Below are 25002 nucleotides of genomic sequence, written 5' to 3'. Positions count from 1 at the left end.
TAGCCCGCCAGCATCCGGCCTTGATGTCCATGCCGACTGCAATCAGAGTTGGATGCCGCCGTCCCCAGCCGGCCCGTTCTCGCATAGCCCTGACTGCAAGGCTGCAACTATGACGAATACCGAGCGAGAGGCCGGCGAGGACAAAAGCGGGGCTCAGGCTGCGCCGCGCAGCGGCATGGTTGGAGCCATTGTGGTCACGCTGCTGGTCGCCGGAATCGTCGGCCTGTCGCTCTGGTATCTGGTCCAGCCGCAGCCGCTCCTGATCCAGGGCGAAGCGGATGCGACGCGGATCGACATCGCCGCACGCGTCGACGGCCGCGTGAAGCAGCGACCGGCCAATCGTGGCGTGGCCGTCGCCGCCGGCCAAATCCTGGTCGAGATCGACAATCCGCAGCTCCTGACCAAGCTGGCCGAGGCGCAAGCCGCGCAGCAGGTCGCTGAAGCCGACCTGCTGCGCATCGAGACCGGCACGCGCCCCGAGACCATCGTCGTGCGCAAGGCGGCCGTCGCCTCGGCCGACGCCAATCTCAAGCTCGCCCAGCAGACCTATGACCGCACGAAGCAGCTCACCGAACGCGACTTCGCCTCGGTGCAGCGGCTCGACGAGGTCACCGCCTCGCTCGACGTCGCCCGGCGCGGCGCCGAGCAGGCCAAGCTCTCCTATGAGGAGGCCGTCAACGGCTACACGGCCGAGGAGCGCGGCGTGGCGAAGGCTGGTGTCGTCAAGGCCGTCGCCGCCGTCACCACGCTGCGCTCGCAGGTCGCGGAGCTCGCGGTCCCGGCGCCGCTGGCGGCGGAGGTCTACCAGGTCAGCGCCGAGGTCGGCGAATATGTCTCGCCGGGCGTGCCGCTGCTGTCGCTCGTCGATCTCTCCGACGTCTGGCTGCGCTTCGACCTGCGCGAGGATCTCGTGCGCGGCCTGAAGGCCGGCGATCGCTTCGATGTCCGCATCCCGGCCCTGGGCGACCGACAGGTCACGGTCGCGGTGAAAACAATCGCGACACGCGGCGAGTATGCCGGCTGGCGGGCGACGCGCGCGACCGGCGATTTCGACCTGCGGACCTTCGAGGTCAGGGCCTATCCGGTCGCGCCGCTGCCGGGCCTGCGGCCGGGCATGAGCGTCTACTCCGACTGGAGCGGCAGGCGATGAGCGCAGGCTTCCTCGCGGTTGCGACGCGCGAGGCACGCTGGCTCTGGCGCGACCGGGTCGCACGGCTGATCGTCATCGTGCTGCCGCTGCTCGCCTTCGGGCTGCTCTCCGCGACGTTCCGCAATGCCGTGGTGCGCGATCTCGGCGTCGACGTCGTCGATCAGGATCGCTCCCGCGCGTCGGCGCTGTTCGTGCAGGCGATCGACGCCGCCCCGAATGTCAGGATCGTCGCGCGCTCGAACGATCTCACGGGCGCCATGCACGCGATCCGCTCCGGCGAGGCAATCGCCGCGGTCCATATCCCGCGCGACTTCGAGCACGATTTGCTGGCGCAGAAGCGTCCGAAGGTCGTTATCTTCCACAACAAGCAATTCTACACACCGGGCAATATCGCCTCCAACGCGCTGCAATCGGCTCTCAACGCCGCCGGCGCGGACGTGGCGCTGGTCTCGGCGCCGGCTGCCTCGGCCGCGCCCGGCAAGATCGTGGTCGAATCCTATGTGCTGACCAATCCGGCCCTGAACTACATCCAGTTCCTGCTGCGGGCGATCCTGCCCACGGTACTGCATGTCATCGTCGCGATCGCCGGCGGCTATGCCGTCGGCTCCGAGTTCGGCCGCAGCCGCGAGGACGACTGGATCGAGACCGCCGGCGGCAGCGCCTTTGCCGCCATGGCAGGCAAGCTCGCGCCCTATCTCCTGATCTTCGCCCTTCAGATGACGATCGTCAGCGCGATCATCCGTGGCTATTTCGAGATCCCGTTCCGCGGCGATTCCGGCCTGCTCGGCCTGGCCGCTGTCCTGATGCTGTCGGCCTATCTCGCGCTGGGCGCAATGCTGCAGCTCCTCGTCAGGAATCTCGCCGTCGGCCTGTCGCTGACGGGGCTGATCTGCTCGCCGGCCTTCGGCTTCGCCGGCCTCGGCTTCCCCTTGCTGGCGATGAACGGCTTCGCCCATGCCTGGGGGGCGATGCTGCCGCTGCGCTGGTATGTGCAGATCCTCGTCGACCAGGCTGCGCGCGGCGTTCCCGTCGCGGTCTCGGCCCCGCCGCTCCTCGCCCTGACCGGCCTCGCTTTGGGCTACTTCACTCTCGGCCTGCTGCTGATGCGCAAGCGCAGCCGCGATGGCCTGGCCAAGCCGCCCGCCCCGGCCACGCCCGATCCGGGCGGGCGCGGCCTCGTCGGCGCCTTCACCGGCGAGATCCGCAGGGTGCTGAGAGATAGCGGCGCCTTCGGCCTGATCGTGATGGCGCCGGTGCTCTATGCTGCGCTCTATCCGCAGCCCTATATCGGGCAGCTCATCCGCAAGGTCCCGGTGGCCGTCGTCGATGCCGACAACAGCGACATCAGTCGAAGGCTGGTGATGGAGCTCGACGCGGACGAGGCGATCAGGGTCGCGCTGCGCCCGACCACCCTCGCCGAGGCGCGCGAGGCGCTCGACCGACGCGAGGTCTTCGGCATCCTCGGCATTCCGCAAGGCACCGAGCGCGAGGTGCTGAAGGGCAATCCGGCACGGGTCTCGGCCCATGTCGATGCCGCCTATTTCCTGCTCTACAACCGCACCGCCCAGGGCTTCGCCGAGGCGGCCGGCAAGCTGAGCGCCGATCTCGCCGGCGGCGGCGCACGCAGCGACGGCAGCCTCGCGCGCAACTCGCTCAATCGCGTCTCGCCGGTCGAGATTCTCAACCAGCCCTTGTTCAACCCGACCGGCGGCTATGCCAGCTACATCGTCCCCGCCGCCTTCATCCTGATCCTGCAGCAGACGCTATTGATGGGCGTGGCGACGCTCGGCGGTGTCGCCCATGAGCGCGGGGGGCGCGGCGCGATCCGCCGGCGCGGCGGGCCTGTCGCAGTGATCGGACAGGGCCTCGCCCATCTGGCGCTCTCGATCCCCGCCTATGCGCTCTACCTTATCCTGCTGCCGCGCTTCTACGGCTTCTCCTACAGCGCCAACATTCTCGACCTCATCGTGTTCGCGATCCCCTTCGTCCTCTCCATCAGCTTCCTCGGCCAGTTCATCGGCGCCGGCTTCCGCCATCGCGAGACGGCGGTGCTGCTGCTGATCGCGCTTGGCCTGCCGCTGTTCTTCCTGGTCGGCATCGCCTGGCCGCCGGAGGCGATCCCGCCGATCCTGCAGCGGCTGTCGCTCGCCATCCCCTCGACCAGCGGGATCAGCGGCTTCGTCCGGCTCGACCAGATGGGCGCCGACTTCGCCGATGTCGCGCCGGCATGGCATCGGCTCTGGCTGCTGACCGGCATCTATGCGGCATTGGCGATGCTGGCAGCGCAAGCCTTTGGCCGGGAGCGAACGACATGACGGGCCGCAGGATCGCCGTTGGCCTCGTTCTCCTGTGCGCTCTTGCAGGCTGGGTGGCCTATTCCGTGCTGTTCCCCGAGCCGGAGGCGCCACCGACCGGCATGGTCCAACGGACGCGCCTGCGCATCGGGCCGGAGGTGACGGGGCGGCTCGCCCGCATCCTGGTCACGCCCGGCCAGAGCGTGCGGGCCGGCGAGCCGCTGGCCTTGCTCGACAATCCCGAGCTCGCCGCCTCGCTGGACGAGGCGAAGGCCGCAGCGGCCAGCGCAGCCGCCGAGCGCGACCGGATCCTTTCCGGCGTGAGGCGGGAGGAAGCCGAGATCGCGGCGCATGCGATCGAGACCGCGCAGGCCAATCTGCAACTCGCCCAGCAGAGTCACGAGCGGGCCGTGGCCCTGGCCGGCCGCGGCTTCGCCAGCCAGCAGCGCCTCGACGAATCGACGGCCCAGCTGGACAAGACACAGGCCGATCTCGACAGCCGCAAGGCACAACATGCAGCGGCTATCGCCGGACCGACCGCGGAAGAGCGCACCCTCGCCGAAGCCAGGGCTCTGGTCGCACAGGCGACCGTGCGGGACATCGAAGCGCGCCTCGCCAAGACGCAGCTGCTCGCGCCCCGGGCCGCGACCATCGGAACTATCGTCGGCGAGCCCGGCGAGATTCTGCCGCCGGGCCGGCCCGTCCTGACCATCGATCTCGACGACGAGCTGTTCTTCACGTTCTCGATCAGGGAGGACCGGCTGGGCGGCCTTGGCCTCGGCAGCCGCCGCGACCTTGTCGACAGCCATGGCCGCCGCATCCCGGCGCGCGTCACCGAGATCCGCCCCCTCGGCGAATTCGCGACCTGGCGCGCGGCGCGCGCGGTCGGCGACCACGACCTCAACAGCTTCCGTGTACGCTTCGAGCCGCTGGAGCGGGTGGAGGAGCTCGCCGCCGGCATGACCGTCCAGCTCGCCCCGTCATCGTGATCCGTCGCAAGGGCCGCCCTGCATGTTCCAGCCTGGAACCGGTATTCTCGACATGCTGGCCGACCCGATCGTCCAGACGGGCCTGGCCGCCGTTCTCGGCGGCATCGTGCTGCGCCTGTTCCTGCGCGGGCATCCCGCCCATGCGCTGGTGCTGCGCCTCGGCTTCCTGATCTTCATCACGGCGATCGCGATCCGCAGCGGCAATGCGCCCTATGACACCTCGCCCGCCGACGTCCCGCCGCTCCACCGTTTCTTCATCGGGCTGACCAAGTTCGTCTGGTGGACGATGGCCGCCTGGTTCACGGCCGCGTGCGTGCGCCTCTTCCTGCGCTTCGACGGGCAGGCGCGCGAGGTCCGCGTCATTCAGGACCTGATCGTCGGCGTCATCTATGTCGGCGCCGTGCTCTCGATCGTCGCCTATGTCTTCGGCGCTCCGGTCGGCACGCTCGTCGCCACATCGGGCGTGGTCGCGATCATCCTCGGCCTCGCCATGCAGAGCACGCTGAGCGACCTGTTTTCGGGCCTGGCGATCAATATCGGGCGCCCCTTCGCGATCGGCGACTGGATCGCGCTGCCGGACGGCACCCAAGGGCGCGTCGTCGAGATGAACTGGCGCGCCACGCATCTGCTCAACGGCACCAACGATCTCGTCATCCTGCCCAATGCCCAGCTCGCCAAGTCGACCGTGATCAACCGCAGCGGCCCGGACCAGAGCCATGGCGCGACCTTGACGCTGCGCTTCGTCCCGAACCAGCGCCCGGCCCGGATCGGCGAGGCCCTGCAGAACGCCCTACTGAACTCGACCGTGATCCTGCAGACGCCGCCGCCCGTCGTGCGTGCCACCGGCCTCGACGGCGATGCGGCGACGTTCGAGCTGTCGTTCCGGGTCACCGATTTCACCCAGATCGGCAAGGCGAAATCCGACCTGCTCGACCTTGTCTTCCGCCACGCCAAGGCTGCCGATCTGCTGCTGGCATCGAGCCGCGAGGGTTCGCCGGGTGGCCCCCAGCCCGGAGCGGGCGCGGCAAGCCCGATGCCCTTGCGGCTGGTCGAGGCGATGCCTCTCTTCGCCTCGCTGACGCCGGCGGAGAAAGAGCAGCTGGCGCAAGGCCTGAAGCGACGGACCCATCGCAGCGGCGACGTGCTGGCGTCTCCCGGCGAGGTCCTCCACGCACTCCTGCTCGTCCGCAGCGGCGTCATATCGGTCGAGGAGTCCGGCGGCCCAATGCTCAAGCTCGCCCCCGGAGACTATTTCGGCGAGGCCGGCATGCTGACCGCGACCGCCGAGACTTCGACCTATCGGGCGGTGACGAATGTCGTGCTCTACGAAGTCAGCCGCGAGGCACTCTGGCCGGTGGTCGAAGCCAGGCCGGCCATGGCGCAGGATCTCGCCATCCATCTGGCCGAGAGAACGGCGAGGCTCGCCCCATCGAGCGGCCCGAGTGGGCAAGACGATGCGCGGCAATTGGGTTTCCTGACCCGCGTGGTCGATCAGCTCGTGGCGACCCTCAAGCAGACCCGCTGACGTTCCCGCCCGGCGAAGCTCAACCGCGGGGCCTATGTCTCCGCGGCCAGGCGGGAGGTGGCCCGGCGCATCAGGTCGAGCAGGTGCAAGGCAGCGGGGGTCAGAGGCAGGTCGGAGCGCCGGATCAGCACCAGCGGCGGCGCCGTCAACTCTTCCTCGACCTTGATCGTGATCAGCGCCTTTCCGGTCATCTCGAAGCGCTCCCATTGCGCCGGGACCATCGCCAGCAGGTCGCTGTTGGCGAGGCAGGTCAGCAAGGTCAGGGCCGACTGGCTGCGCACCGCCAGCCGCGGCGACGGCAGGCCATGGCGGGCGAAGAAGGCGTTGATCTCGTCGCCGGCATCGGCGGTGATCGAGGTCGTGACCCAGTCCTGGCCGACGAGCTCGCGCAATGAGGTCGCCGCCGCCAGTGGGTGGCCGGCGCGGCACAAGACGATGCGGCGGTTGTGGAACAGCACCTCGCGGCTGAGCTGCGGGACCGGCTGGGCGCCGCCATCGGGGCCGATGTAAAAATCGACCGTGCCGTCGCGCAGCCGCTCTTCGAGCGTCGGATAGAAGCCCTCGATGATATGCAGCCCGATGTCGGGATAGCGGGCGCGGAACGGTCGCAAGCTCGGCGGCAGCAAGGCGAGATGCGCTGCGATCGAGAGCCCGACCGTGACCGTGCCGGTGCCTGCGCCTCGTAGCTGCTCGACCTCCTCGCGGGTGCGCCGGATCTCGGTCAGAATCGATCTCGCGCGGGCGACGAAGGCCTCGCCCAACGACGTCGCCACCACGCCACGGGCGCGCCGCTCGAACAGGGGCGCGCCGAGCTCGCGTTCCAGCATAGCGAGGCTGCGCGTCAGGGCCGGCTGGGCGATCTGCAGATGCCGCGCGGCTGCCCGCATGCTGCCGCGCTCGGCGATCGCCACCACCTCCTCGAAATGATGCAGCTTCATCCGTCCCGGCTCCGCATGCCATTCGAACGATACCGATCTGCTATCGCTCCTGCAATTTTTCCATCTGTTCAGGTATCTATGCGGCGATTAGCCATTCCTCACGAACAAGCAGCGGCCGCCACGGAGAACCGGGAGACGGCCCTTTCGGGAGGACAGCATGGAGATCATCAAGCCCGCATTCCATCACGTCACCTTCAAGACGAGCCGGCTCGCCGAGATGGTGGCGTGGTACGGCACGGTCGTCGGCGCCCGTCCGACCTTCCAGGACGCCAACAATGCCTGGACGACCAATGACGAGGCCAATCACCGCGTCGCCTTTCTGTCGGCGCCCGGGCTCGGCGACGATCCCGACAAGCGCAGCCATAACGGCATCCACCACAGCGCCTTCGAATACGAGAGCTTCGCCAACCTGATGTCGTCCTATGCCCGCCTGCGCGACGAGGGCATCGAGCCTGCCTTCAGCCTCGACCACGGCATGACGATCTCGATCTACTACAAGGATCCCGAAGGCAACTTCGTCGAGCTGCAATGCGACACTTACGGCGACTGGCGCCAGTCGAGCGAATGGATGCGTTCCTCGCCGGATTTCGCCGGCAACCCGATCGGCACCTTCTTCGATCCAGAGCGGGTCTATCAGGCCCATAAGGGCGGCAAGAGCTTCGACGCGCTGCATATCGCGATGCGCCGGGGCGACTACCAGCCGGCCGAGACGCCCGATCTCGGGCTGCCGGTGTGAGCGGCGCCGTGCGCATCGCTACTGGTCTTTCGCCGCAGGATCACATCGCGATCGAGCAGCTGATCCAGCGCCATGCCTGGCTGATTGATCATGGCGAAGCGGACAAGGTCGGCGAGCTCTTCGCTGAGGATGGGGCGCTCTACGGGGTCGGGCCCGACAAGGTCGGCCGCGCGGCCATCGCCGAATGGGGCCGCCAGCGCACCGCGATGAGCGAGCGCCGCTCGCGCCATGTCCAGAGCAACATCCTGATCGAGGCCGTCGCTCCGGATGCGGCTCGCGGCTGGGTCGTGCTGACGCTCTACCGCCATGACGGGCCAGGCGCGGGATCGGCGACGCCGCTGCTCATCGCCGAATACGCCGATCGCTACGCCAGGGAGCCGGACGGCACCTGGCTCTTCGCCGAGCGGCGGCTCGCCGTGCTGTTCGGCGCCGCCTGACGAACCCGACATTCATCGCCTCGCCGCACCGGCTGGAGGCACCGACAAGGAGGACACCATGCGTCTCGCCACCATCCTGAGCGGCGGCAAGCCTGTTCTCGCCGCCTATCGTGGCCAGGAGCTGATCGACCTCACCAAGACTGGTCATGGCCTGCCTGGCGACATGCTCGCCTTCCTCGCCGGCGGCGAGCCTGCCCATGCGGCGATCGCCAAGGCGCTCGACGATGCGCCATCCTCGGCCGTGCTCGATCCCGAACGCATAACCTTCCTTCCGGTGGTGCCGCGCCCCGGCAAGATCATCTGCGTCGGGCTGAACTATGCCGATCACTCGGCCGAGAGCGGCTTCAAGCAGCCGGACTATCCGACCTTGTTCGGACGGTTCGCGACCAGCCTGATCGGCCACAGGGCGCCCCTGATCCGGTCGAACCTTTCCGACCAGCTCGACTATGAGGGCGAGATCGCCGCCGTGATCGGCCGGCGTGGCAAGCATGTCTCCAAGGCAAGCGCGCTCGACCATGTCGCCGGCTACGCCGTCTTCAACGAGGGCTCGGTGCGCGACTACCAGTTCAAGGCGCCGCAATGGACCGTCGGCAAGAACTTCGACGGCACCGGCGCCTTCGGCCCGGCCCTGGTCACGGCGGACGAGCTGCCGCCCGGCGCGCGCGGCCTCAGGCTCACGACCAGGCTGAACGGTGAGACGGTGCAGAGCGCCAGCACCGACGACATGGTCTTCGACGTCGCGAGCCTGATCTCGATCATCAGCGAGGCGATCACGCTGGAGCCCGGCGACGTCATCGTCACCGGCACGCCCGCCGGCGTCGGCGTCGCGCGCAAGCCGCAGCTCTTCATGAAGCCCGGCGATGTCTGCGAAGTCGAGGTCGAGGGCATCGGCCTCCTCGTCAACCCGATCGCGCAGGAAGCGGCCGAACGGGCTGCGGCCTGACCGCGGATCATGGGGAGCTGAGAACCGTGACCAAGACCGGCAAGGACATCGACGTATTGATCGCCGGCGCCGGGCCGGTCGGCCTCGCGGCCGCGATCGAGCTCGGCCAGCGCGGCATTTCCTGCCTCGTCGTCGAGCGCAACGACCGCGTCGGCTATTCGCCGCGCGCCAAGACCACCAATGTCCGCAGCCGTGAGCATCTGCGGCGCTGGGGCATCGCCGATGCCCTGCGCGCGGCCTCGCCGATCCCGCCGGACTATCCCTCCAATGTCGTGTTCGCGACGCGGATGAACGGGCCTGAGCTCGCCCGCTTCGGCAATGCGCTGAACGGCAGCCGCGCCCGCAACGACCTCTATTCGGAAGAAGCGCAATGGGTGCCGCAATATGTGCTGGAAGAGGTGCTGCGCCAGCATGCGGCATCGCTGCCCGGCGTCGAGATCCGCTTCAACACCGAACTCGTCTCATTCGCCGATGACGGCCGCGGCGTGGTTTCGCGCCTGAAGGATGTGGCCAGCGGCGCCGAGCGCGAGGCCGCGAGCGCCTATCTGATCGGCGCCGACGGCGCGCGCAGCTCGGTGCGCGAGGCGATCGGCGCCCGGATGGAGGGCGAAGGCGCCTTCTCGAAGAACTACAACATCATCTTCCGCGCGCCCGATCTCGCCTCCCGCCATGCCCATGGCCCGGCGATCATGTACTGGATGGTCAACGAGGACGTGCCCTCGCTGCTCGGGCCGATGGACAGCGAGGGCCTGTGGTTCTTCATGGCGACCAAGCTCGCCAACGATGTCGACCCGGCCAGCGTCGATCCTGTGGAGCTGATCCGCCGTGGCACCGGCCTCGCCGACCTTGAGATCGAGATCGTCGGCCGCGATCCCTGGGTCGCGCATCGCCTGGTCGCTGATCGCTACGAGAAGGGCCGCGTCTTCCTCGCCGGCGACGCCTGCCATCTGCATCCGCCCTTCGGCGGCTTCGGCATGAACATGGGCATCGGCGACGCCGTCGATCTCGGCTGGAAGCTCACCGCGGTGCTGCAGGGCTGGGGCGGGCCCGAACTGCTGGCGAGCTATGCGGCGGAGCGGCGCAAGGTGCATGAGCGCACCATCGCCGAGGCCGTGATCAACTATGGCGCGGTCGGCAACCAGCTCGTCCGGCCGGGGCTGGAAGAACCTGGTCCGCTCGGCGATGCCACGCGACGCGAGGTCGGCGAGATCATCGAAGCGACCAAGCTGCGCGAATTCCGCACGCTCGGCATCGTGCTCGGCACGCGCTACGACGATTCGGCCATCATCGTGCCCGATGGCAGCGCCCCGCCCGTAGAGCATTTCATGCTCTACGTGCCCTCGGCCCATCCGGGGTGCCTGGCGCCACATCTCTGGCTCGCCGACGGCTCCTCGCTCTACGACCATTTCGGCCAGGGCTTCACCCTGCTCGCCACTGCCGGCGATGGCGCAGAGGCAGCGCCGCTGATCGCCGCAGCCGCCCGCCTCGGCGTGCCCGTAAAACTGCTGCTGCCGGGCGACCGCCGCCTGCCAGCCCGCTATGGCGCGCGCTTCGCGCTGATCCGGCCCGACCAGCACGTCGCCTGGCGCGGCGATGCGCTGCCCGCCGATTGCGGGGCGCTGCTCGCCATCGTCACCGGCCGGACGAGGCCGGACGCCGCGATCGGGATACCGGCCACGGCCGCCTAGGAACCAAGCATAAGAAACAAGACCACAGAACGGGGAGGATAGGATGAAACGGGGAGTAATCGGCGCCTTGCTCGGCGCGGCGCTGGCGGTCTCGCTGGCAAGCACGGTGGCCATGGCGCAGACGATCGAGCTCAAGGTGTCGCATTACCTGCCGCCGAACCACCAGATGCACAAGCAACTGGAAGCCTGGGGCACGGAGCTTTCGCAGCGCTCGAACGGCCGACTCAAGCTCGCCATCTTCCCGGCTGCGCAGATGGGGCCGATGCCGCGGCAATACGACCTCGCCCGCACCGGCGTCGCCGACATCGCCTTCTTCCTGCACGGCGCCCTGCCCGGCCGCTTCCCGCTGACCGAGATCTCGCATCTGCCCTATGCCTTCAATCGCGGCGAAGGGGCGAGCGCCAAGGCGCTCAGCACAGCCGAGGCGTCGGGCATCCTGACCGAGCTCTCCGGCAAGCTCGCGGCCGAGCACGAAGGCACCAGGCCACTCTATTTCATCGCCACGCCGACGCTGAGCCTGTTCTTCAACCGGCCGGCAGTGAAGAGCCCCGCCGGAATGCGCGGGCTGCGCATGCGCCATAACGGGCCGATCGCCTCGGCGATGCTGGAAGCCTGGGGCGCGACGCCCGCCGCCATCCCGCCGGCCGAGCTGGCCGACTCCCTGTCCAAGGGCACGATTGCCGGCATGTTCTTCAACTACGAGGCGGCAAAATCCTTCCAGATGGCCGAGAGCGTCAAATCGGTGACGCAACTCGATGCCGCCGCCGGCACCTTCGCGCTGGTGATGAATGCGGAGAAGTACAAGTCGCTACCCGAGGACCTGCGCAAGCTGATCGACGACACCACAGGCCCAGCCGCCGCCCGCAAGGTCGGCGCGATCTACGACCAGGCGGAAGAGGAAGGGCGCGCCTATCTGCGTGCAGCCAATGCCGATATCCCTGAGCTCAGCGGCGCCGAGCGGGCCGCGTTCGAGGAACTGGCCAGGCCGGTCACCGCGAGCGCCATCGCCAAGGTCGAGGCCAAGGGCATCAAGGCCAGGCAGTTCTATGACGAGCTGCGCGCCGCCGTCGGTGCCGCCAAATGAGCCCCGGCAAGCTCCGCCGTCTCGACCCCGCGCGGCTCCTGACCATGGCCGGAGCGCTGGCGCTCGCCGTCATGGTGCTCTGGACGATGGTCGACATCGGCGCCCGGCTCGCCTTCAACAAGCCGCTGCACGGCACGCTCGACCTGGTCGAGGTCACGCTGGTGCTGGTCGCCTTCCTGGCGCTGCCGGAATGCTTCCGCCGCGACGAGCAGATCAAGGTCGACCTGTTCGATACGATGGTCCGTCCCCGAACCCTGGCTGCGATGCGGCTCGCCGGCGAGATCGCGACGCTCGCCTTCCTTGCTCTGCTGGCCGCGACCCTGGTCCAGCCGCTCGTCGACGCCTATCGCTTCGGCGACCAGAAGCCCGATCTGCCGGTGCCGATCTACCTGCTGCTGCTCGCAATCGAGCTGGCGCTGGTCGTCTCGATCTTCGTCGTGCTCGGCCGCGCGGTCGGGCAGACCCGCGCCTTCCCGCGCACGAACGATGCTGCTGCCCCCCATCCGCCGGCCCTGCACGGCAACAACGGAGCCGCCTCATGAGCGCGACCTCCATCGGCCTGATCGGCATGGCGACACTCGTCGGCATGATCCTCGCTCGGATTCCGGTCGGTGTCGCGCTCGGGCTTGTCGGCTTCGTCGGCTATGCCGCGATCGACAGCTTCGCCAAGGCGCGCCTCGTCTTCGGCGCGGTGCCGCTCGAGCTTTCCTCCGCCTATGCCCTCTCCGTCCTGCCGCTGTTCACGCTGATGGGCGCGCTGGCGACGATGGCCGGCCTCTCGGGCGATCTGTTCCGGGCGAGCAATGCGGTCTTCGCCGGCATGCGCGGCTCGCTCGCGATGGCCGCGGTCGGCGCCTCCGCCGCCTTCGGCGCGGTCTGCGGCTCGTCGCTGGCGACGGCGGCGACGATGAGCCGGATCTCGATCCCGCAAATGCTCAAGGCCGGCTACTCGCCGGCGCTGGCGGCCGGCGTAGTCGCGGCCGGCGGCACGCTCGGCATCCTGATCCCGCCCTCGCTGATCCTGATGATCTACGGCATCATCGCCCAGCTCTCGATCATCAAGCTCTTCGCCGCCGCGCTGATCCCCGGCCTCGTCCTGACCGGGCTCTATCTGCTGACCGTCTGGCTCTGGGTTCGCATTCGTCCCGAGGCGGCGCCCAAGCTGCCGAGCGAGAGCAAGGCGCAGGCCTTCCGGCTCGTCCTGAATATCTGGGACGTGGCCGCGCTCTTCCTCGTCACCTTCGGCGGCATTTACCTCGGCTGGTTCAGTCCGACCGAGGCGGCTGCCGTCGGCGCCTTCGGTGCACTGCTGCTCGGGCTGCTGCGCAGGGGCTTCGCCCGCGGCGACGTCACCGCCGCCTTCACCGAGACGACGCGGATCACCGCCAACCTCGTGCTGATCGTGCTGGGCTCGACGATCTTTTCCTATTTCGTCGTACAGACCGGCATGGCGCAATCCGTGGTGAAGTCGATCGCCACAGTCGGCCTGCCTCCGCTTGCCGTGATGCTGCTGCTGATCGCCTTCTACATCTTCCTCGGCTGCTTCCTCGAAGGCATCGGCATGGTGCTGGTCACGGTGCCGGTGCTGCTGCCGCTGGTGCTGTCGACCGGCTATGATCCGATCTGGTTCGGCGTGCTGCTCGTCATCGTCGTCGAGATCGGGCTGATCCATCCGCCGGTCGGGATGAACCTCTTCGTCATCCGAACCCAGGCGCCGGAGATCAGCCTCGGTGCGATGTATCGCGGCGTGCTGCCCTTCCTGGTCGCCCCCTTCGTGCTGATCGCCATGCTGCTGGCCTGGCCGGAGCTGGCGCTCTGGCTGCCCCGGTCGATGTCGCTGAACTAAAGGCGTTCCGACCGGCCTGCACCGCAAGCCGGTCGGAACGGTGCCCCTAGCCGAGGAGGCCGTGACGATCGGCAAGGTAGAACAGCTCCAGCAGTGAATTGATCGTCGTTCCCGACTTGACGTGCCCCAGCGGCGCCAGAGCGGCATCGAGATCCTGCGAGCGCTTGATCAACTCCTCGACCGAAAATGTCGTCATCATCCCATAGATGTTCATCGGCAGGGATTGCTTGACGCTGGCGTCGGCCACGACCGCGAAGCCGCCGAGCGCCTTGTCGATCTCCTTCATCCCGGCGAGCATGTCGGCGGTGTTCGTTCCCAGCACGATCACGTTCGGGCGCGGCGCCGAAAATCCAATCGCCACCGCGCCCTTGGTCAGGGCGAACTGGCGGATGTAGCCGGTCTTGATCTGCCGCTTGCCGTTCCCGGCAAATCTTTCGACGATGGCGAAGCGCAGCAGCTTTTCGCCGTTCAGCTCGGCCACGATCTCGCCGTCGCGGATCGGCAGCCACTCGTCGCGGGAAAAGCCCTGCGGCCCGAAACCGTAGAAATTGAAGACCGTGACCTTTGCCTTGGTCCCGTCGGCGGAGCGCTCGATCGGCACTACCTGCAGCTCGCGCTCGCCGAAGCCGTCGAGGCCTTTCGCGGCCTTGGTCACCAGGGCTGAATAATCGATCTTGGCATTCTTCAGCAGGGCGCCGTCGCGGGCGACCAGCTCTCCCCCCTTGAAGACGAATTTCGGCGAGAAGCTCTGCAGGTTGTCGACGAGGACGATGTCCGCGTAGCGACCGGGCGTCAGCGAGCCCAGCCTGTCCTCCATCTTGAAATGCTTGGCGGTGTTGTAGCTCGCCATCTTGATCGCCTTGATCGGATCAAGGCCGTAGGCGATCGATTCCCTCACGGCGGCGTCGAGATTGCCGATCCTGGTCATGTGCTCGACGGAGAGATTGTCCGTCGACATCATGATGTTCTCGGTCGGCACGCGCTCGTTGACGATGCCGGGGACGATCTTGTCGACGCCGTGCAGGCCGTAGAGGAGGAAGGACGGCAGGCCGATCTTCAGATTGTTCTTGATGTCACCGACGCTCCAGCTGTCGTGATCGTCCATCGTTCCCAATGCGGGAAACAAATTCTCCCGCTCCGGACCGACATCGCCGACATGGCCGGAGATCAGCTTTCCCTTGGCGCGCGCATGGGCGATCTTCTGCAGATCCTCGTCATTGCGGTCGAACAGCTTGGAGGGGTTGAGCTCGCCGAGGCCGAGGACGAAATCCCAGTCGAGGATCTCCTTGACAAAGTCGAGCCGGACCTTCTTGCCGGGCGCGAACGGGTAGATGCGATAGGGCAGCTCCTCATGCCGGTCGAACAACGTCCTGGCGGCTTTCACGCCATCGTCGCCGGCGGCGCTGACCAGATCGAGGAATTCGGCGAAGACGGTGGTGACGCCGCGCGGAACCATGGCCTCAGCGAGCGCCGTCGGCGTGACGAGCTGCGATTCGAAATGAAAGTGCCCGTCGAGCAGGCCCGGCACCGCATAGAGCCCTTGCCCGTCGAACTCCTCCTTGGCCGAGCCCTTCTCGGGATTGACCGCGACGATCTTGCCGCCGCTGACGAGCAGCGTGCCCGGATAGACGCCATCACGATAGACGTCGACGATCCGGATATTCTTGATCAGGAGGTCGGCCTTCTCCTGCCCGAGAACGATGGCGCGGAGCGCCCGCGCCCGCGCAAGCTCGGTCGGGAAATCGGCGGCCTGAACGGCTGGGCTCGCCAGCACCATACTCAGCGCCGTTGCGATGGCAGATCGGACGGCTCGTTGAAGCATACCCATTGCACATGTCCCTTCTACTTGCGTGGAAACGAGAAACTGCAGGCTGAACTTCGGATGGGCGGATGCGATGGGCGTTCGGTGTTCGCCGGGCGCCTTCGAAACTCGTCTAGGAGCCGGGCTCGAACAGGGACTTGAAGGTCTCGCGCAGGGCCGCCTTCTGGACCTTGCCCATGGCGTTGCGCGGGAGCTCGTCGACGATGAGGGCGCGCTTGGGCTGCTTGTAGCGCGCGAGCCGCGGGGCCAGGGCGGCCAGGATGTCGGGTTCGGCGAGCTTCGCCCCTGCCCCCGGCACCACCACGGCGGCGACCCCTTCGCCGAAATCGCGATGCGGCAGGCCGATGACCGCGCTCTCCCTGACGCCCTCGATCGCGTCGATCTCGGCCTCGATCTCGGCGGGATAGACGTTGTAGCCGCCGGTGATGATCAGGTCCTTGGCGCGGCCGACGATGTGGACATAGCCTTCGGCGTCGACCTTGCCGAGATCGCCGGTGATGAAATAGCCGTCGCTGCGGAACTCCTGCCGGGTCTTCTCCGGCATCCGCCAATAGCCCTTGAACACGCCGGGGCCGGCGACCTCGATCATGCCGGTCTCCCCCGCCCCGCAGCCGGTACCGCTGTCGGCATCGACGATCCGCAGGCTCACCCCCGGCAGCGGAAACCCAACGGAACCCGGGCGCCGTACGCCCTCATAAGGGTTCGAGGTGATCATGTTGGTCTCGGTCATGCCGTAGCGCTCGAGGATCACCTGCCCGGTCTTGGCAGCCCATGCCTTGTGCGTCTCGGGCAGCAGCGGGGCGGAGCCGGAGACGAACAGGCGGATATGGCCGGTCGAGCTCCCGTTGACGCCCTCATGCTCCAGCAGCCGCACATAGAAGGTCGGCACGCCCATCAGTACGGTGGCGCGTGGCAAGGCGGCGACGATCGCATCGGCATCGAAGCCCGGCTGGAACAGCATCGTCGCGCCGCTCAGGAGCGCGACGTTGATCGCCACGAACAGGCCATGGGTGTGGAACACCGGCAGCGCGTGGATCAGGACATCCTCGGCCGTGAACCGCCATTCGGCGACGAGCACTGCCGCGTTCGAGGCCAGGTTCGCATGCGTCAGCATCGCTCCCTTGGAGCGGCCGGTCGTGCCGGAGGTGTAGAGGATCGCGGCGAGATCGTCGCCGCCGCGCGGGACGGTGGTGAAGCTGTCCGGCAGTTGCTCCAGCAGATCGACGAAGCTGCCGTCGCGGCGCGTGCCGAGGCTCTCGACCCGCATCGCCGGGAGCGAGCGCCCCAGCTCGCGCATCTGCGGCAAGGCGGCGGGGCGGCACAGCATCAGGGCCGGCTCGGCATCCTCCAGGAAATAGGCGAGCTCGGCCGGGGTATAGGCGGTGTTGAGCGGCAGCAGCACCGCGCCGGCCCGCAGGCAGGCGAGATAGAGCACGACGACATCCGGCGACTTGTCGACCTGGACGGCGACGCGATCACCCGGGCGAACGCCGAGCGCAACGAGGGCATTGGCGGCCCGGGCCGCGCGCGCGAACAGCTCGCCATAGCTCAGCGCGCTGCCGCCAGGTCCTTCGATCGCGACCTTGTCGAGGTCGACGGCGCTGCAGCGGATCAAATCGAAGAGATTTGCCATGCTCACGATGTCCGGCTCCTTTTGGTGTTGGCCTCGCGCTCGGATCGGCGCAGCAAGGCACCGGCGATCCGGCGGACATCCGCCGACGCCGCGACCTGGTTTTTCCCGATGAAGGCCTCGCGATTGCTGGCGACCTCGCCGAGGTCATAGAGGTAGTTCACCATCACCCCGTGCGATTGGCGCAGGCCCAAGGCCGAGCGGTCGCCGAGCGGATTGATGCGCTCGAGGCGGGCCCCATTGCCGAGATGGAAGCGCGCGACGGGATCGACGATCCGACCGGAGGCATCGCGGGCACCAAGGAAGTAATGGGCGGCCAGAGGCAGCAGGGCCTGGTTCACCTGCGCGGCCGCCGCCGGCTTGCGCAGCCAGTTCGGGCGGCCGAGCAGAGCCAATTGCCGGCGCGCCTGCTGCGAGATCACGGCGCTGTCCGGCTTTGCCGCCTCCCGCCGCAGCCAGGCCGAAAACCCCGGGATCGGCGAGAGGGTGCAGAACCGCGTGAGACGCGGCAGCTCGCGCTGCAGCTCCTTCACCACCTGCTTGATCAGGAAGTCGCCGAAGGCGACGCCGCTCAGGCCGCGCTGCGCATTGGAGATCGAATAGAACACCGCCGTGGTCGCAATGGCCGCATCGATCGGCACGCGGTCGACCGCCAGGAGCGGGCCGATCGCATCGGGGATCGCCGTCGTCAGGGCGACCTCGACGAAGATCAGCGGCTCGTCGCCCAGCGCCGGATGGAAGAAGCCGTAGAGCCGCCGGTCCGGCGGATCGATCCGGCGCCGCAGCTCAGCCCAGTCCGGGATGGCGTGGACGGCCTCATAGCGGATGATCTTCTCGAGGATCGTCGCCGGCGTCGTCCAGTCGATCCGGCGCAATTGCAGGAAGCCGCGATTGAACCAGGACGAGAACAAATGGACGAAATCGTCTTCGAGCGCGGCGAGAGCCTCGTCGCGCTCCGCGGCACCCATCATGTCCTCGCGCATGCGCACCAGCGCATGCGTCGCACCGGGAGCGTGATTAAGCCGGCGCAGGAGTTCCTGGCGTCGGGGCTCTGCGGTCTTCAGCAGGCGGGCCGCGGGGGCTTCGCCGGGATCGGCGACGAACGCTTCCGCCGCCCGCTTGAGGGCCGCCAAGTCCGGGCCGAAGCGCCGGGCCAGCCGGCCGAGCCAGCTACGCCGGGCATCGACGCCAAGTTCGCTGTAACCGCGCATGATCGAGAGCGAGAGCGCGAGGCTCGACGCTTCGTCGGGCTCGCTCAGGAGCAGCTCCGCCTGGCGCAGCAGCTCCTCCTCGCCCGTTGCCGCCTGCGTCTCGCCTGCGGCCGGGCGCCCGCGCGTCGCGACCGAGCGCAGCGCGTCGGCCAGCAGCGGCAGCGTCAACCTGGCATCGAGAATGCGCATCGCTCGATCTTCCTCTGCTGGGGCTCGAACAACGGGGCGACTTGGGCGGACGCCGACCTTGCGAGCCGCTTTTTCCAGGTTACATGCGGGTCATGGGCGGCCAGCCGATCGCGCTGGTCTGCTCGACCACGCGCATCAGCGCGAGGATCTCGGGCTCGGCGAAGCGCCGCCCGACGATCTGCAGGCCGACCGGCAATCCCGCGTGGGTCTTGCCGGCCGGGACCGATCCTGCGGGCAGGCCGACCATCGTCACGAGGAAGGCCGGCGCGATCCAATCGATGTAGTTGGCGAGCTTTTTGCCGCCGATCGACTCCGGGAAGTTCTGCTCGACCGGGAACGGGCTGATCGGCGCCGCCGGCGTGATCAGGAAGTCGACACGCCCGAGCAGCGCCGCGAAGTGCGCGATCATGCTCTCGCGGACATGCTCGGCCCGGGCGATGTCGACCGCACTGAGCGCGAGGCCGTCGCGGATATTGCCGGCGAGATTGCTGCCGAATTCGTCGAGGCGCTCGATCATGTCGAGCTGCTGGCCGACCATCCAGGCGCCGCGCAGGGTCTTGTAGGCGGCGATGCCGTCCGAGACGTCGAAGCCGATCTCCTCCACCTCAGCACCCGCGCCGGCCAGCGCGAGCACCGCTTCGCGGCAGATCCCGTCGATCTCCGGATCGACGCCGATCCCGGCGATGTCCGGGACATAGGCGACGCGCAGGCCACGCGGATCGGCCTTGGCCCGCATCCGTTCGGTCGCGCTCGGCCAGGGCGGAGCAGCCGACATCGGCCAGAGCGGATCGAGCCCGACCATGGCGTCCAGCATCAGGGCTGCATCTTCCGCATCACGCGCTAGCGGCCCGTGCACCTGGCCGGCGTCGCCCGGCAGGTGCATCGGCCGGTTCGGGATCAGGCCGGGCGTGGTGCGGATGCCGGCGATGCCGCAGAACGCCGCAGGGATCCGGATCGAGCAACCGAAATCGGTTCCCTGCGCCAGCGGCACCATGCCGGTCGCGACCGCGACCGCAGACCCGCCGGAGGAGCCGGCCGGGCTCAGGGTCGGGTCCCAGGGATTGCGGGTAGCGCCGAACAAGGCGTTGACGGTGTTGGCGCCCGCCGCGAACTCCGGGGTGTTGGTCTTGCCGATGACGACCGCACCGGCCGCGCGCAGGCGGGCGACCACCTCCGCATCCTCCTCTGGGACATGATCCTTGAACAGCGGCGAGCCAAAGGTCGTGCGCATCCTGGCCGTCAGCGTCACGTCCTTGATCACCACGGGCAGACCATGCAGCGGCCCGAGATCGTCGCCGGCCATCACCGCCTTCTCCGCCGCCAGCGCAGCGGCGCGTGCTTCGTCGGCGGCGAGCGTCACGATCGCATTGAGGACGGGGTTGAAGCGCTCGATCACCGAAAGATGGGCGTCGAGGACTTCGACCGGGCTGACCCGCCGCGAACGAATGTTCGCGGCGAGCTCGCGGGCCGGCAGGCGGGTGAGATCGTCGCCGGCCATGGCTCAAGCCATGTCGACGATGGCGATGACCGGGCCGCCGCCATGCGGCCCCTGGTGCATCGCGTCAACGGAGACGAACACCGCCGGGTCCCCGATCGCGGCCGCCGCGACGCCGCCGACGGCAGCCTTGGCATGGCGATGGTGATGCACGTCGGAATCGTCGAGCATGATCTGGCGTCGGCCGCGCAGCCGCCCGGAATGGTCCGCCTCGCACTTCATGAAGCAGTTCACCAGCTTGCCGCCGAGATCGGCCGGGCGCGCCCGCTCGGGCAAAGCGAGCCCGGCATCACGGATCGCCTCGTAGATTCCGTCGACGTCGAGAGCGTCCTTCATCACGCTGTGGCCGATGCGGTAGCGGCCGCCGGCGCCGGCCTTGTTGCCGAGGAGCACGATCTGCGCCCGGTCGAGCTCGACCCCGGACGAGCAGGACGCCACCGACGAGTACAGGTCGAGATCCCGGCAGATCGCGCTCGCCGCCGGCATCTCGATCTCGCCGAGCGCGACCGCGATGCCGAGGCCGGTGGTGCCGTTCGACACGCCCATCGACTCGTGCAGATCGCAGGCAACGTCATGGCCGCGCGAATGTGCGTCGCGAATGCTGTCGATGGTCAGGAGCGGTGTCTTGGTCTGGACGTAGTGCACGTCCCTGGGGTCGGTGATCCCGGCATCGCGCATCGCCAGGCGCACGCCTTCGGCGACCTTCTCGACCATGGCCGGGCGGCCGATGTCCTCGGGCAGGATCTGCGGGCTCAGCGCCGTGCCGATGACGAGGCGCTTCTCGTCGGCAAGGCCTGTCGCCGAAGTCCGGGCAAACACGGTGGCATGCGGGGTGATCACGCCGTCGCAGCCGCCGGACCAGACCATCGGGATGGCGCGGACCTCGGCTTCGGAGCGGGTGCCATGCTGCATCAGCACGGCACGGAACGCCTGGTCCGAGAGGATGCGGGTGAAGTCGTTGACGCCGCCATTGCCCTCGGTCTTGCCGATGACGGCGACGACCTCGTCAGCCTTGAACCGACCCTCCTTGATGTAGTCGGCGAGGCCGGACGCATCCGAGACGCTCTTGATCTCCACTTTCACGACATCGATGGCCATTGCTCTGAACTCCTTTTGGGGTTGGGTTGAGGACGTGCTCGACCGTTGCGCGCCGGGGCGCGCCGAGACGGATGAGGGATCGGGTGATGGGTGGCGGGCGGCGCCCGCTTTGCGGGCTAGGCCGGGGCTGCCTCGCCTGCGTCCGCCAGCTGCTGCATGCGAGCGAGATCGACACGGCGGCCCTGGCTGACGACGTGTCTGGGCGGCGTGTGGAAACGCAGCGTCTCGATGATATCCGGGCGGCCGAGGACGACGAGGTTCGCCTGCGACCCGACGGCGAGACCGAAATCTCGCAGGTTCATCGCCTTGGCCGGCGCGGTGGTGACCAAGTCGTAGAGCCGCTCGATCTCCTGGCGGCCGGTCATCCAGAGCAGATGGGAGGCCAGGAACGCCACCTCCTGCATGTTGTTGCGGCCGAACGGGTAGTAGGCGTCGGAGATGTCGTCCTGCCCGAGGCAGACATTGACGCCCTCTCCGAGCAGGTCCTTCACCCGCGCGTGCAGCGGCCCCGTATGCGGATCGCTGACGATCGAGATCTGCGCCCGGCGCAGCGTGCCGCACAGCCGCTGCAGATAGGGCTCTGGATAGAGCGCCATCGCCCGGCAGTGATGGGCGAGCGCCCGGCCCTGCCAGCCACGCGCGATCGTTTCCGCCGCCATCATCTCGAGCGTGCGCAGGCTGGCATCGCCGGCATCGTCGAGCAGCATGGTGACGTCGGCATCGTACTCCCGGGCGAGGTCGAAGCAGAAATCGACATGCTGCTTGGCCTCGGCGTCGCTGAACTCGATCCACGGAATCCCGCCGACCACATCGGCGCCGAGCGCCATGGCCTCGCGCATCAGGCGATCCGTGCCGGGATCCTTGAGGATACCGTCCTGCGCGAAGGCCACGACTTGGAGATCGACGATGCCGCGGAACTCCTCGCGAATCGCGATCAGGGCCTTGACCCCTTCGAGCTGCGCCTTGCTGTCGACATCGGCGAGGGCGCGGATATGGAGATTGCCGTGCAAGGCCGCCAGGGCGACCGCCTTGCGGGCATTGCGCGTGATCCAGGAGGCTTCGTAGTTCGCCTTGACGGCACTGGCGAGGTCGATCGCGGCAAGAGCTTTGCCCATGTCGGAGCCGTGATAGGCGGTGAGCGCCCCGTCTCCCAGCATCGGCAAGGTCCAGACCTTGCACAGGTGCAGATGCGGATTGACGAAAGATTCGGTGACGAGGCTGCCCTCGGCGTCGATCTCGTCCTTGCCCCGGACGGCGAGGGCCTGGCCGATGTCGGTGATGCGCCCTTCGTCGATGGCGATGTCGAAGAGCTCGTCGCCCTTGTGCCGCAGGCGTGCCCGGCGAATGCAGAGATCAGTCATGTCAACAATCCCGTCCGTCTGTCTTCAGAAGTCGCCGACGCCGATCGACCGTGCCTTGGCGCCGACGGGGTCGACATCCGCGGTCTTCCGGCGGCCCAGGAGGTAGTAGAGAATGATGGCGCCGAAGGTCGCCGTGCCGATGCCGCCGAGGGTGAAGCTGCCGAGCTTCATGGTCAGGTCGCCGGCGCCGGCGATGAGCACGATCGCCACCGTGATCAAGTTGCGCGGATCGGAGAAATCGACTCGGTTCTCGACCCAGATGCGCCCGGCCGTCGCGGCGATCATGCCGTACACCACGATCGACAGGCCACCGATCACCGGCCCCGGGATGGTCAGGATCGCGGCGCCGAACTTGGGCGACAGCCCGAGCAGGATGGCGAAGGCGCCGGCGATGACGAAGACGAGGGTGGAGTAGATCCGGTTGACCGCCATCACGCCCATGTTCTCGGCATAGGTGGTGACGCCGGTGCCGCCGCCGCTGGCCGAGACCACGGTCGCGACCGCATCGCCGACGAAGGCACGGCCGATGTCGCCGTCCATGTTGCGCCCGGTCATCACGCCGATCGCCTTGATATGCCCGAGATTCTCGGCCGCCAGGATCAGCGCGACCGGCGCGATCAGCCCCATCGCATGGGCGCTGAAGGTCGGGCCGACGAAATTCGGCAGGCCGAACCAGGGCGCGTTCACGATCGCCTCGAAGGAGACCGGCTTGGCGAGGCCGAAGTAATTGGCGCCGACGAGATAGACCAGGTAGCCGGCCACGCCGCCGAGCAGGATCGGCAGGCGCCGGGTCAACCCCTCCCCGTAGACCGCGATCAGGCCGACCCCCAGCATCGTCACCAGCCCGACGATCAGGTCGAAGCCGGAGGCGCTGACGCCTTTGACGGCGAGCCCGGCCAGGTTGAGGCCGATGACGGCAACGACCGCTCCCGTGATCACCGGAGGCATCAGCACGCCGATCCAGCGCGCTCCGGCGACCATGACCAGCAGCCCGATCAGGCCGTAGACCACGCCAGCGGCGATGATGCCGCCCAAGGCGTCGGAGATGTTGGGGTTGGGGCCCGAGCCGCCATAGGCGGTCGCGGCGACGACGACGGCGATGAAGGAGAAGCTCGAGCCGAGATAGCTCGGCACGCGCCCGCCGACCATCAGAAAGAAGATCAGCGTGCCGACGCCGGAAAAGAAGATCGCGACGTTGGGATCGAAGCCCATGATGATCGGGGCGAGCGCAGTGGCGCCGAACATCGCGCCGACATGCTGAATTCCGACGAGCAGCGTCTGCCCCCAGGGCAGGCGCTCGTCCGGCGCGATCACGCCGTCATGCTTGAGGGTCCATCTCGGCAACCAGCTGTTCTGCGCGTTCGACGCCATGCGGCCATCCTCCCTGATGCGCTCGTTCTTGCCAGCGGCCGGTCTGATGCCGGCCTTTCGATCGTTGCGGGAGTGTGGGAGGCCGGCGACAGAAAATCCAATAGGGATTGCTCAATCATCCATCGGAAAAACAGATGGGAAGATAAAAACCCTCTGCCGTTTCAGGAAAAATGCGATGCAATCTTGAGTTGATCGCATTTCTGAGACTTAACTATCGATCTTGCAGATGAGATCAATCGAACCCCGGCGTCTCGCCGCGGGCACGCATAAGGGGGACCGCGATGGAATTTCGCCAGATCCGCTATGCGCTGGCTGTCGCGCGCGAACGCAGCTTCACCAAAGCGGCGCACCGGCTCAACGTGTCGCAATCGGCGGTCTCGGAGCAAGTCCGGCAATTCGAGGAGCGTATCGGCTTTGCCCTGTTCCGGCGGATCGGCCGCGGCATCGAGCTCACCGAGCAGGGGCGGATGTTCCTGCGCGAGGCGGAGCGCGTCGCCAACGACCTGATGAGCCTCGACGACGTCGCGCGGCGCCTGAGCGGCGTCGGCAGCGAGACGCTCGCCATCGGCATCGCCTCGGGCCTTGCCTCCAGCCTGCTGCCGCGGATCCTCGGCACCGATGTGATACCGGATAATTTCCAGCTCGAAATCCGCACCGCGCCGCCGCGTATCCTGTTCGAGGAACTCCATCAGGAGCGCCTGGACCTCGGCGTGGCCGTGGAGGTCGCCCCCGACAGGATTCCTGCCGGCCTGCTGCCCCGGCGCGTCAGCGATACCCAGATGGTCGCGATCGTGCCACCCTCCCATCCGCTCGCGGGCGGCACGGGGGCGATCGACATCCGGCTGCTCGTCGGGGAGTCGCTGATCGTCAGCGAGCTGTCGCTGGGCTACGGGCAGATCGTCAGCGAGATGTTCGAAGACCTCGCCTTGCGGCCGCGCATCCGCGCCGTGGTCGACAATATCGAGACCATGAAGGTGGCGGTTCGCGCGGGGGCTGGCATCGCGCTGATCCCCGCCGGCAGCGCCGACAACGAGCTTCGCCTGGGGGAACTCGTCGCCAAGCCGCTCCTGCCGCACCGGGAGCTCTCGATCGTGGCCTATCGCAGCCAGAAGGCGACCTCGAGCCGCAAGGAAGACGTGCTCAGGGAGATCGTCCGGCGGTTGCGGCAGGACGCCTGAGCCCGGCGCCCTGACGC

General features: G+C 67.9%; 20 protein-coding genes. 12 read left to right on the top strand and 8 right to left on the bottom strand.

The window, feature by feature from the left end; translation table 11 throughout:
• Positions 1-109 precede the first annotated feature (109 nt).
• Genes AC3WLC_RS09650 through AC3WLC_RS09635 form a run of 4 tightly spaced genes read left to right on the top strand, consistent with a single transcriptional unit; the run spans position 110 to position 5958 of the window.
• Positions 110-1150, top strand: coding sequence for an HlyD family secretion protein (locus tag AC3WLC_RS09650; protein ID WP_493683708.1), 1041 nt, complete (start codon positions 110-112; stop codon positions 1148-1150).
• Complete coding sequence (locus AC3WLC_RS09645; protein WP_493683707.1) at positions 1147-3465, top strand: ABC transporter permease; 2319 nt, start codon at positions 1147-1149, stop codon at positions 3463-3465. The genes AC3WLC_RS09650 and AC3WLC_RS09645 overlap by 4 nt, the downstream gene beginning before the upstream one ends.
• Positions 3462-4433 carry an HlyD family secretion protein gene (locus AC3WLC_RS09640; protein WP_493683706.1) on the top strand — a complete coding sequence of 324 codons (972 nt, stop codon included), beginning with the start codon at positions 3462-3464 and terminating at the stop codon, positions 4431-4433. Before AC3WLC_RS09645 ends, AC3WLC_RS09640 begins: the two co-directional genes overlap by 4 nt.
• A 22-nt stretch (positions 4434-4455) precedes the next feature.
• Positions 4456-5958 (top strand): mechanosensitive ion channel domain-containing protein, encoded by a 1503-nt coding sequence (locus AC3WLC_RS09635; RefSeq protein WP_493683705.1) that lies wholly within the window; start codon positions 4456-4458, stop codon positions 5956-5958.
• 32 nt (positions 5959-5990) lie between these two features.
• On the opposite strand, the gene AC3WLC_RS09630 is transcribed toward AC3WLC_RS09635, so the two are convergent.
• Entirely contained in the window at positions 5991-6896 is a 906-nt protein-coding gene (locus AC3WLC_RS09630) for a LysR substrate-binding domain-containing protein (RefSeq protein ID WP_493683704.1), read from the bottom strand.
• A gap of 157 nt (positions 6897-7053) precedes the next feature.
• Here AC3WLC_RS09630 and AC3WLC_RS09625 point away from each other — a divergent pair, with 157 nt between their 5' ends.
• The 7 genes from AC3WLC_RS09625 to AC3WLC_RS09595 are packed head-to-tail and all read left to right on the top strand — an operon-like array spanning position 7054 to position 13630.
• Entirely contained in the window at positions 7054-7632 is a 579-nt protein-coding gene (locus AC3WLC_RS09625; protein ID WP_493683703.1) for a VOC family protein, read from the top strand.
• 8 nt (positions 7633-7640) lie between these two features.
• Entirely contained in the window at positions 7641-8069 is a 429-nt protein-coding gene (locus AC3WLC_RS09620) for a nuclear transport factor 2 family protein (RefSeq protein WP_493683702.1), read from the top strand.
• A gap of 58 nt (positions 8070-8127) precedes the next feature.
• Positions 8128-9012 carry a fumarylacetoacetate hydrolase family protein gene (locus AC3WLC_RS09615; RefSeq protein ID WP_493683701.1) on the top strand — a complete coding sequence of 295 codons (885 nt, stop codon included), beginning with the start codon at positions 8128-8130 and terminating at the stop codon, positions 9010-9012.
• Between the two features lie 26 nt (positions 9013-9038).
• A complete protein-coding gene (locus AC3WLC_RS09610) occupies positions 9039-10700 on the top strand; it encodes an FAD-dependent monooxygenase (RefSeq protein ID WP_493683700.1) in 1662 nt (553 codons plus the stop codon).
• Between the two features lie 43 nt (positions 10701-10743).
• A complete protein-coding gene (locus tag AC3WLC_RS09605; RefSeq protein ID WP_493683699.1) occupies positions 10744-11784 on the top strand; it encodes a TRAP transporter substrate-binding protein in 1041 nt (346 codons plus the stop codon).
• A complete protein-coding gene (locus tag AC3WLC_RS09600) occupies positions 11781-12326 on the top strand; it encodes a TRAP transporter small permease (RefSeq protein ID WP_493683698.1) in 546 nt (181 codons plus the stop codon). Before AC3WLC_RS09605 ends, AC3WLC_RS09600 begins: the two co-directional genes overlap by 4 nt.
• Positions 12323-13630, top strand: coding sequence for a TRAP transporter large permease (locus AC3WLC_RS09595; protein WP_493683697.1), 1308 nt, complete (start codon positions 12323-12325; stop codon positions 13628-13630). The genes AC3WLC_RS09600 and AC3WLC_RS09595 overlap by 4 nt, the downstream gene beginning before the upstream one ends.
• A gap of 46 nt (positions 13631-13676) precedes the next feature.
• On the opposite strand, the gene AC3WLC_RS09590 is transcribed toward AC3WLC_RS09595, so the two are convergent.
• From AC3WLC_RS09590 to AC3WLC_RS09560, 7 genes are all read right to left on the bottom strand, one after another.
• Positions 13677-15407, bottom strand: a complete 1731-nt coding sequence (locus AC3WLC_RS09590) for an adenine deaminase C-terminal domain-containing protein (RefSeq protein WP_493683696.1) — start codon at positions 15405-15407, stop codon at positions 13677-13679.
• A 157-nt stretch (positions 15408-15564) separates the two neighbouring features.
• Positions 15565-17085 carry a malonate--CoA ligase gene (locus AC3WLC_RS09585; protein ID WP_493684525.1) on the bottom strand — a complete coding sequence of 507 codons (1521 nt, stop codon included), beginning with the start codon at positions 17083-17085 and terminating at the stop codon, positions 15565-15567.
• 2 nt (positions 17086-17087) lie between these two features.
• Complete coding sequence (locus AC3WLC_RS09580) at positions 17088-18482, bottom strand: malonyl-CoA decarboxylase (protein ID WP_493683695.1); 1395 nt, start codon at positions 18480-18482, stop codon at positions 17088-17090.
• Positions 18483-18561: 79 nt separating this feature from the next.
• Entirely contained in the window at positions 18562-19980 is a 1419-nt protein-coding gene (locus tag AC3WLC_RS09575; protein WP_493683694.1) for an amidase, read from the bottom strand.
• Between the two features lie 3 nt (positions 19981-19983).
• Positions 19984-21075: a cyanuric acid amidohydrolase gene (gene atzD, locus AC3WLC_RS09570; RefSeq protein ID WP_493683693.1), complete on the bottom strand. Its 1092-nt coding sequence runs from the start codon at positions 21073-21075 to the stop codon at positions 19984-19986.
• Between the two features lie 116 nt (positions 21076-21191).
• Positions 21192-22436, bottom strand: coding sequence for an amidohydrolase family protein (locus AC3WLC_RS09565; protein ID WP_493683692.1), 1245 nt, complete (start codon positions 22434-22436; stop codon positions 21192-21194).
• A 24-nt stretch (positions 22437-22460) separates the two neighbouring features.
• Positions 22461-23807 (bottom strand): solute carrier family 23 protein, encoded by a 1347-nt coding sequence (locus AC3WLC_RS09560; protein ID WP_493683691.1) that lies wholly within the window; start codon positions 23805-23807, stop codon positions 22461-22463.
• Positions 23808-24088: 281 nt separating this feature from the next.
• On the opposite strand from AC3WLC_RS09560, the gene AC3WLC_RS09555 reads away from it, so the two are divergent.
• Positions 24089-24985, top strand: coding sequence for a LysR family transcriptional regulator (locus tag AC3WLC_RS09555; protein WP_493683690.1), 897 nt, complete (start codon positions 24089-24091; stop codon positions 24983-24985).
• The last annotated feature ends 17 nt before the right edge of the window (positions 24986-25002 follow it).

This window comes from Allobosea sp. GW821-FHT03A12 (genome assembly GCF_058986765.1).
The sequence above is the reverse complement of the archived record's forward strand: the minus strand, read 5'-3'. Positions and strand labels throughout refer to the sequence as shown.

Excerpts from the sequence above, each read along its gene's own strand:
- AC3WLC_RS09645 (WP_493683707.1), top strand. The coding sequence starts at position 1,147 with ATGAGCGCAGGCTTCCTCGCGGTTGCGACGCGCGAGGCACGCTGGCTC.
- AC3WLC_RS09635 (WP_493683705.1), top strand. The coding sequence starts at position 4,456 with ATGTTCCAGCCTGGAACCGGTATTCTCGACATGCTGGCCGACCCGATC.
- AC3WLC_RS09565 (WP_493683692.1), bottom strand. The coding sequence starts at position 22,436 with ATGACTGATCTCTGCATTCGCCGGGCACGCCTGCGGCACAAGGGCGAC.
- AC3WLC_RS09630 (WP_493683704.1), bottom strand. The coding sequence starts at position 6,896 with ATGAAGCTGCATCATTTCGAGGAGGTGGTGGCGATCGCCGAGCGCGGC.
- AC3WLC_RS09605 (WP_493683699.1), top strand. The coding sequence starts at position 10,744 with ATGAAACGGGGAGTAATCGGCGCCTTGCTCGGCGCGGCGCTGGCGGTC.
- AC3WLC_RS09615 (WP_493683701.1), top strand. The coding sequence starts at position 8,128 with ATGCGTCTCGCCACCATCCTGAGCGGCGGCAAGCCTGTTCTCGCCGCC.
- atzD (WP_493683693.1), bottom strand. The coding sequence starts at position 21,075 with ATGGCCATCGATGTCGTGAAAGTGGAGATCAAGAGCGTCTCGGATGCG.
- AC3WLC_RS09590 (WP_493683696.1), bottom strand. The coding sequence starts at position 15,407 with ATGGTGCTGGCGAGCCCAGCCGTTCAGGCCGCCGATTTCCCGACCGAG.
- AC3WLC_RS09575 (WP_493683694.1), bottom strand. The coding sequence starts at position 19,980 with ATGGCCGGCGACGATCTCACCCGCCTGCCGGCCCGCGAGCTCGCCGCG.
- AC3WLC_RS09560 (WP_493683691.1), bottom strand. The coding sequence starts at position 23,807 with ATGGCGTCGAACGCGCAGAACAGCTGGTTGCCGAGATGGACCCTCAAG.
- AC3WLC_RS09595 (WP_493683697.1), top strand. The coding sequence starts at position 12,323 with ATGAGCGCGACCTCCATCGGCCTGATCGGCATGGCGACACTCGTCGGC.
- AC3WLC_RS09650 (WP_493683708.1), top strand. The coding sequence starts at position 110 with ATGACGAATACCGAGCGAGAGGCCGGCGAGGACAAAAGCGGGGCTCAG.
- AC3WLC_RS09625 (WP_493683703.1), top strand. The coding sequence starts at position 7,054 with ATGGAGATCATCAAGCCCGCATTCCATCACGTCACCTTCAAGACGAGC.
- AC3WLC_RS09640 (WP_493683706.1), top strand. The coding sequence starts at position 3,462 with ATGACGGGCCGCAGGATCGCCGTTGGCCTCGTTCTCCTGTGCGCTCTT.
- AC3WLC_RS09555 (WP_493683690.1), top strand. The coding sequence starts at position 24,089 with ATGGAATTTCGCCAGATCCGCTATGCGCTGGCTGTCGCGCGCGAACGC.
- AC3WLC_RS09585 (WP_493684525.1), bottom strand. The coding sequence starts at position 17,085 with ATGGCAAATCTCTTCGATTTGATCCGCTGCAGCGCCGTCGACCTCGAC.
- AC3WLC_RS09600 (WP_493683698.1), top strand. The coding sequence starts at position 11,781 with ATGAGCCCCGGCAAGCTCCGCCGTCTCGACCCCGCGCGGCTCCTGACC.
- AC3WLC_RS09580 (WP_493683695.1), bottom strand. The coding sequence starts at position 18,482 with ATGCGCATTCTCGATGCCAGGTTGACGCTGCCGCTGCTGGCCGACGCG.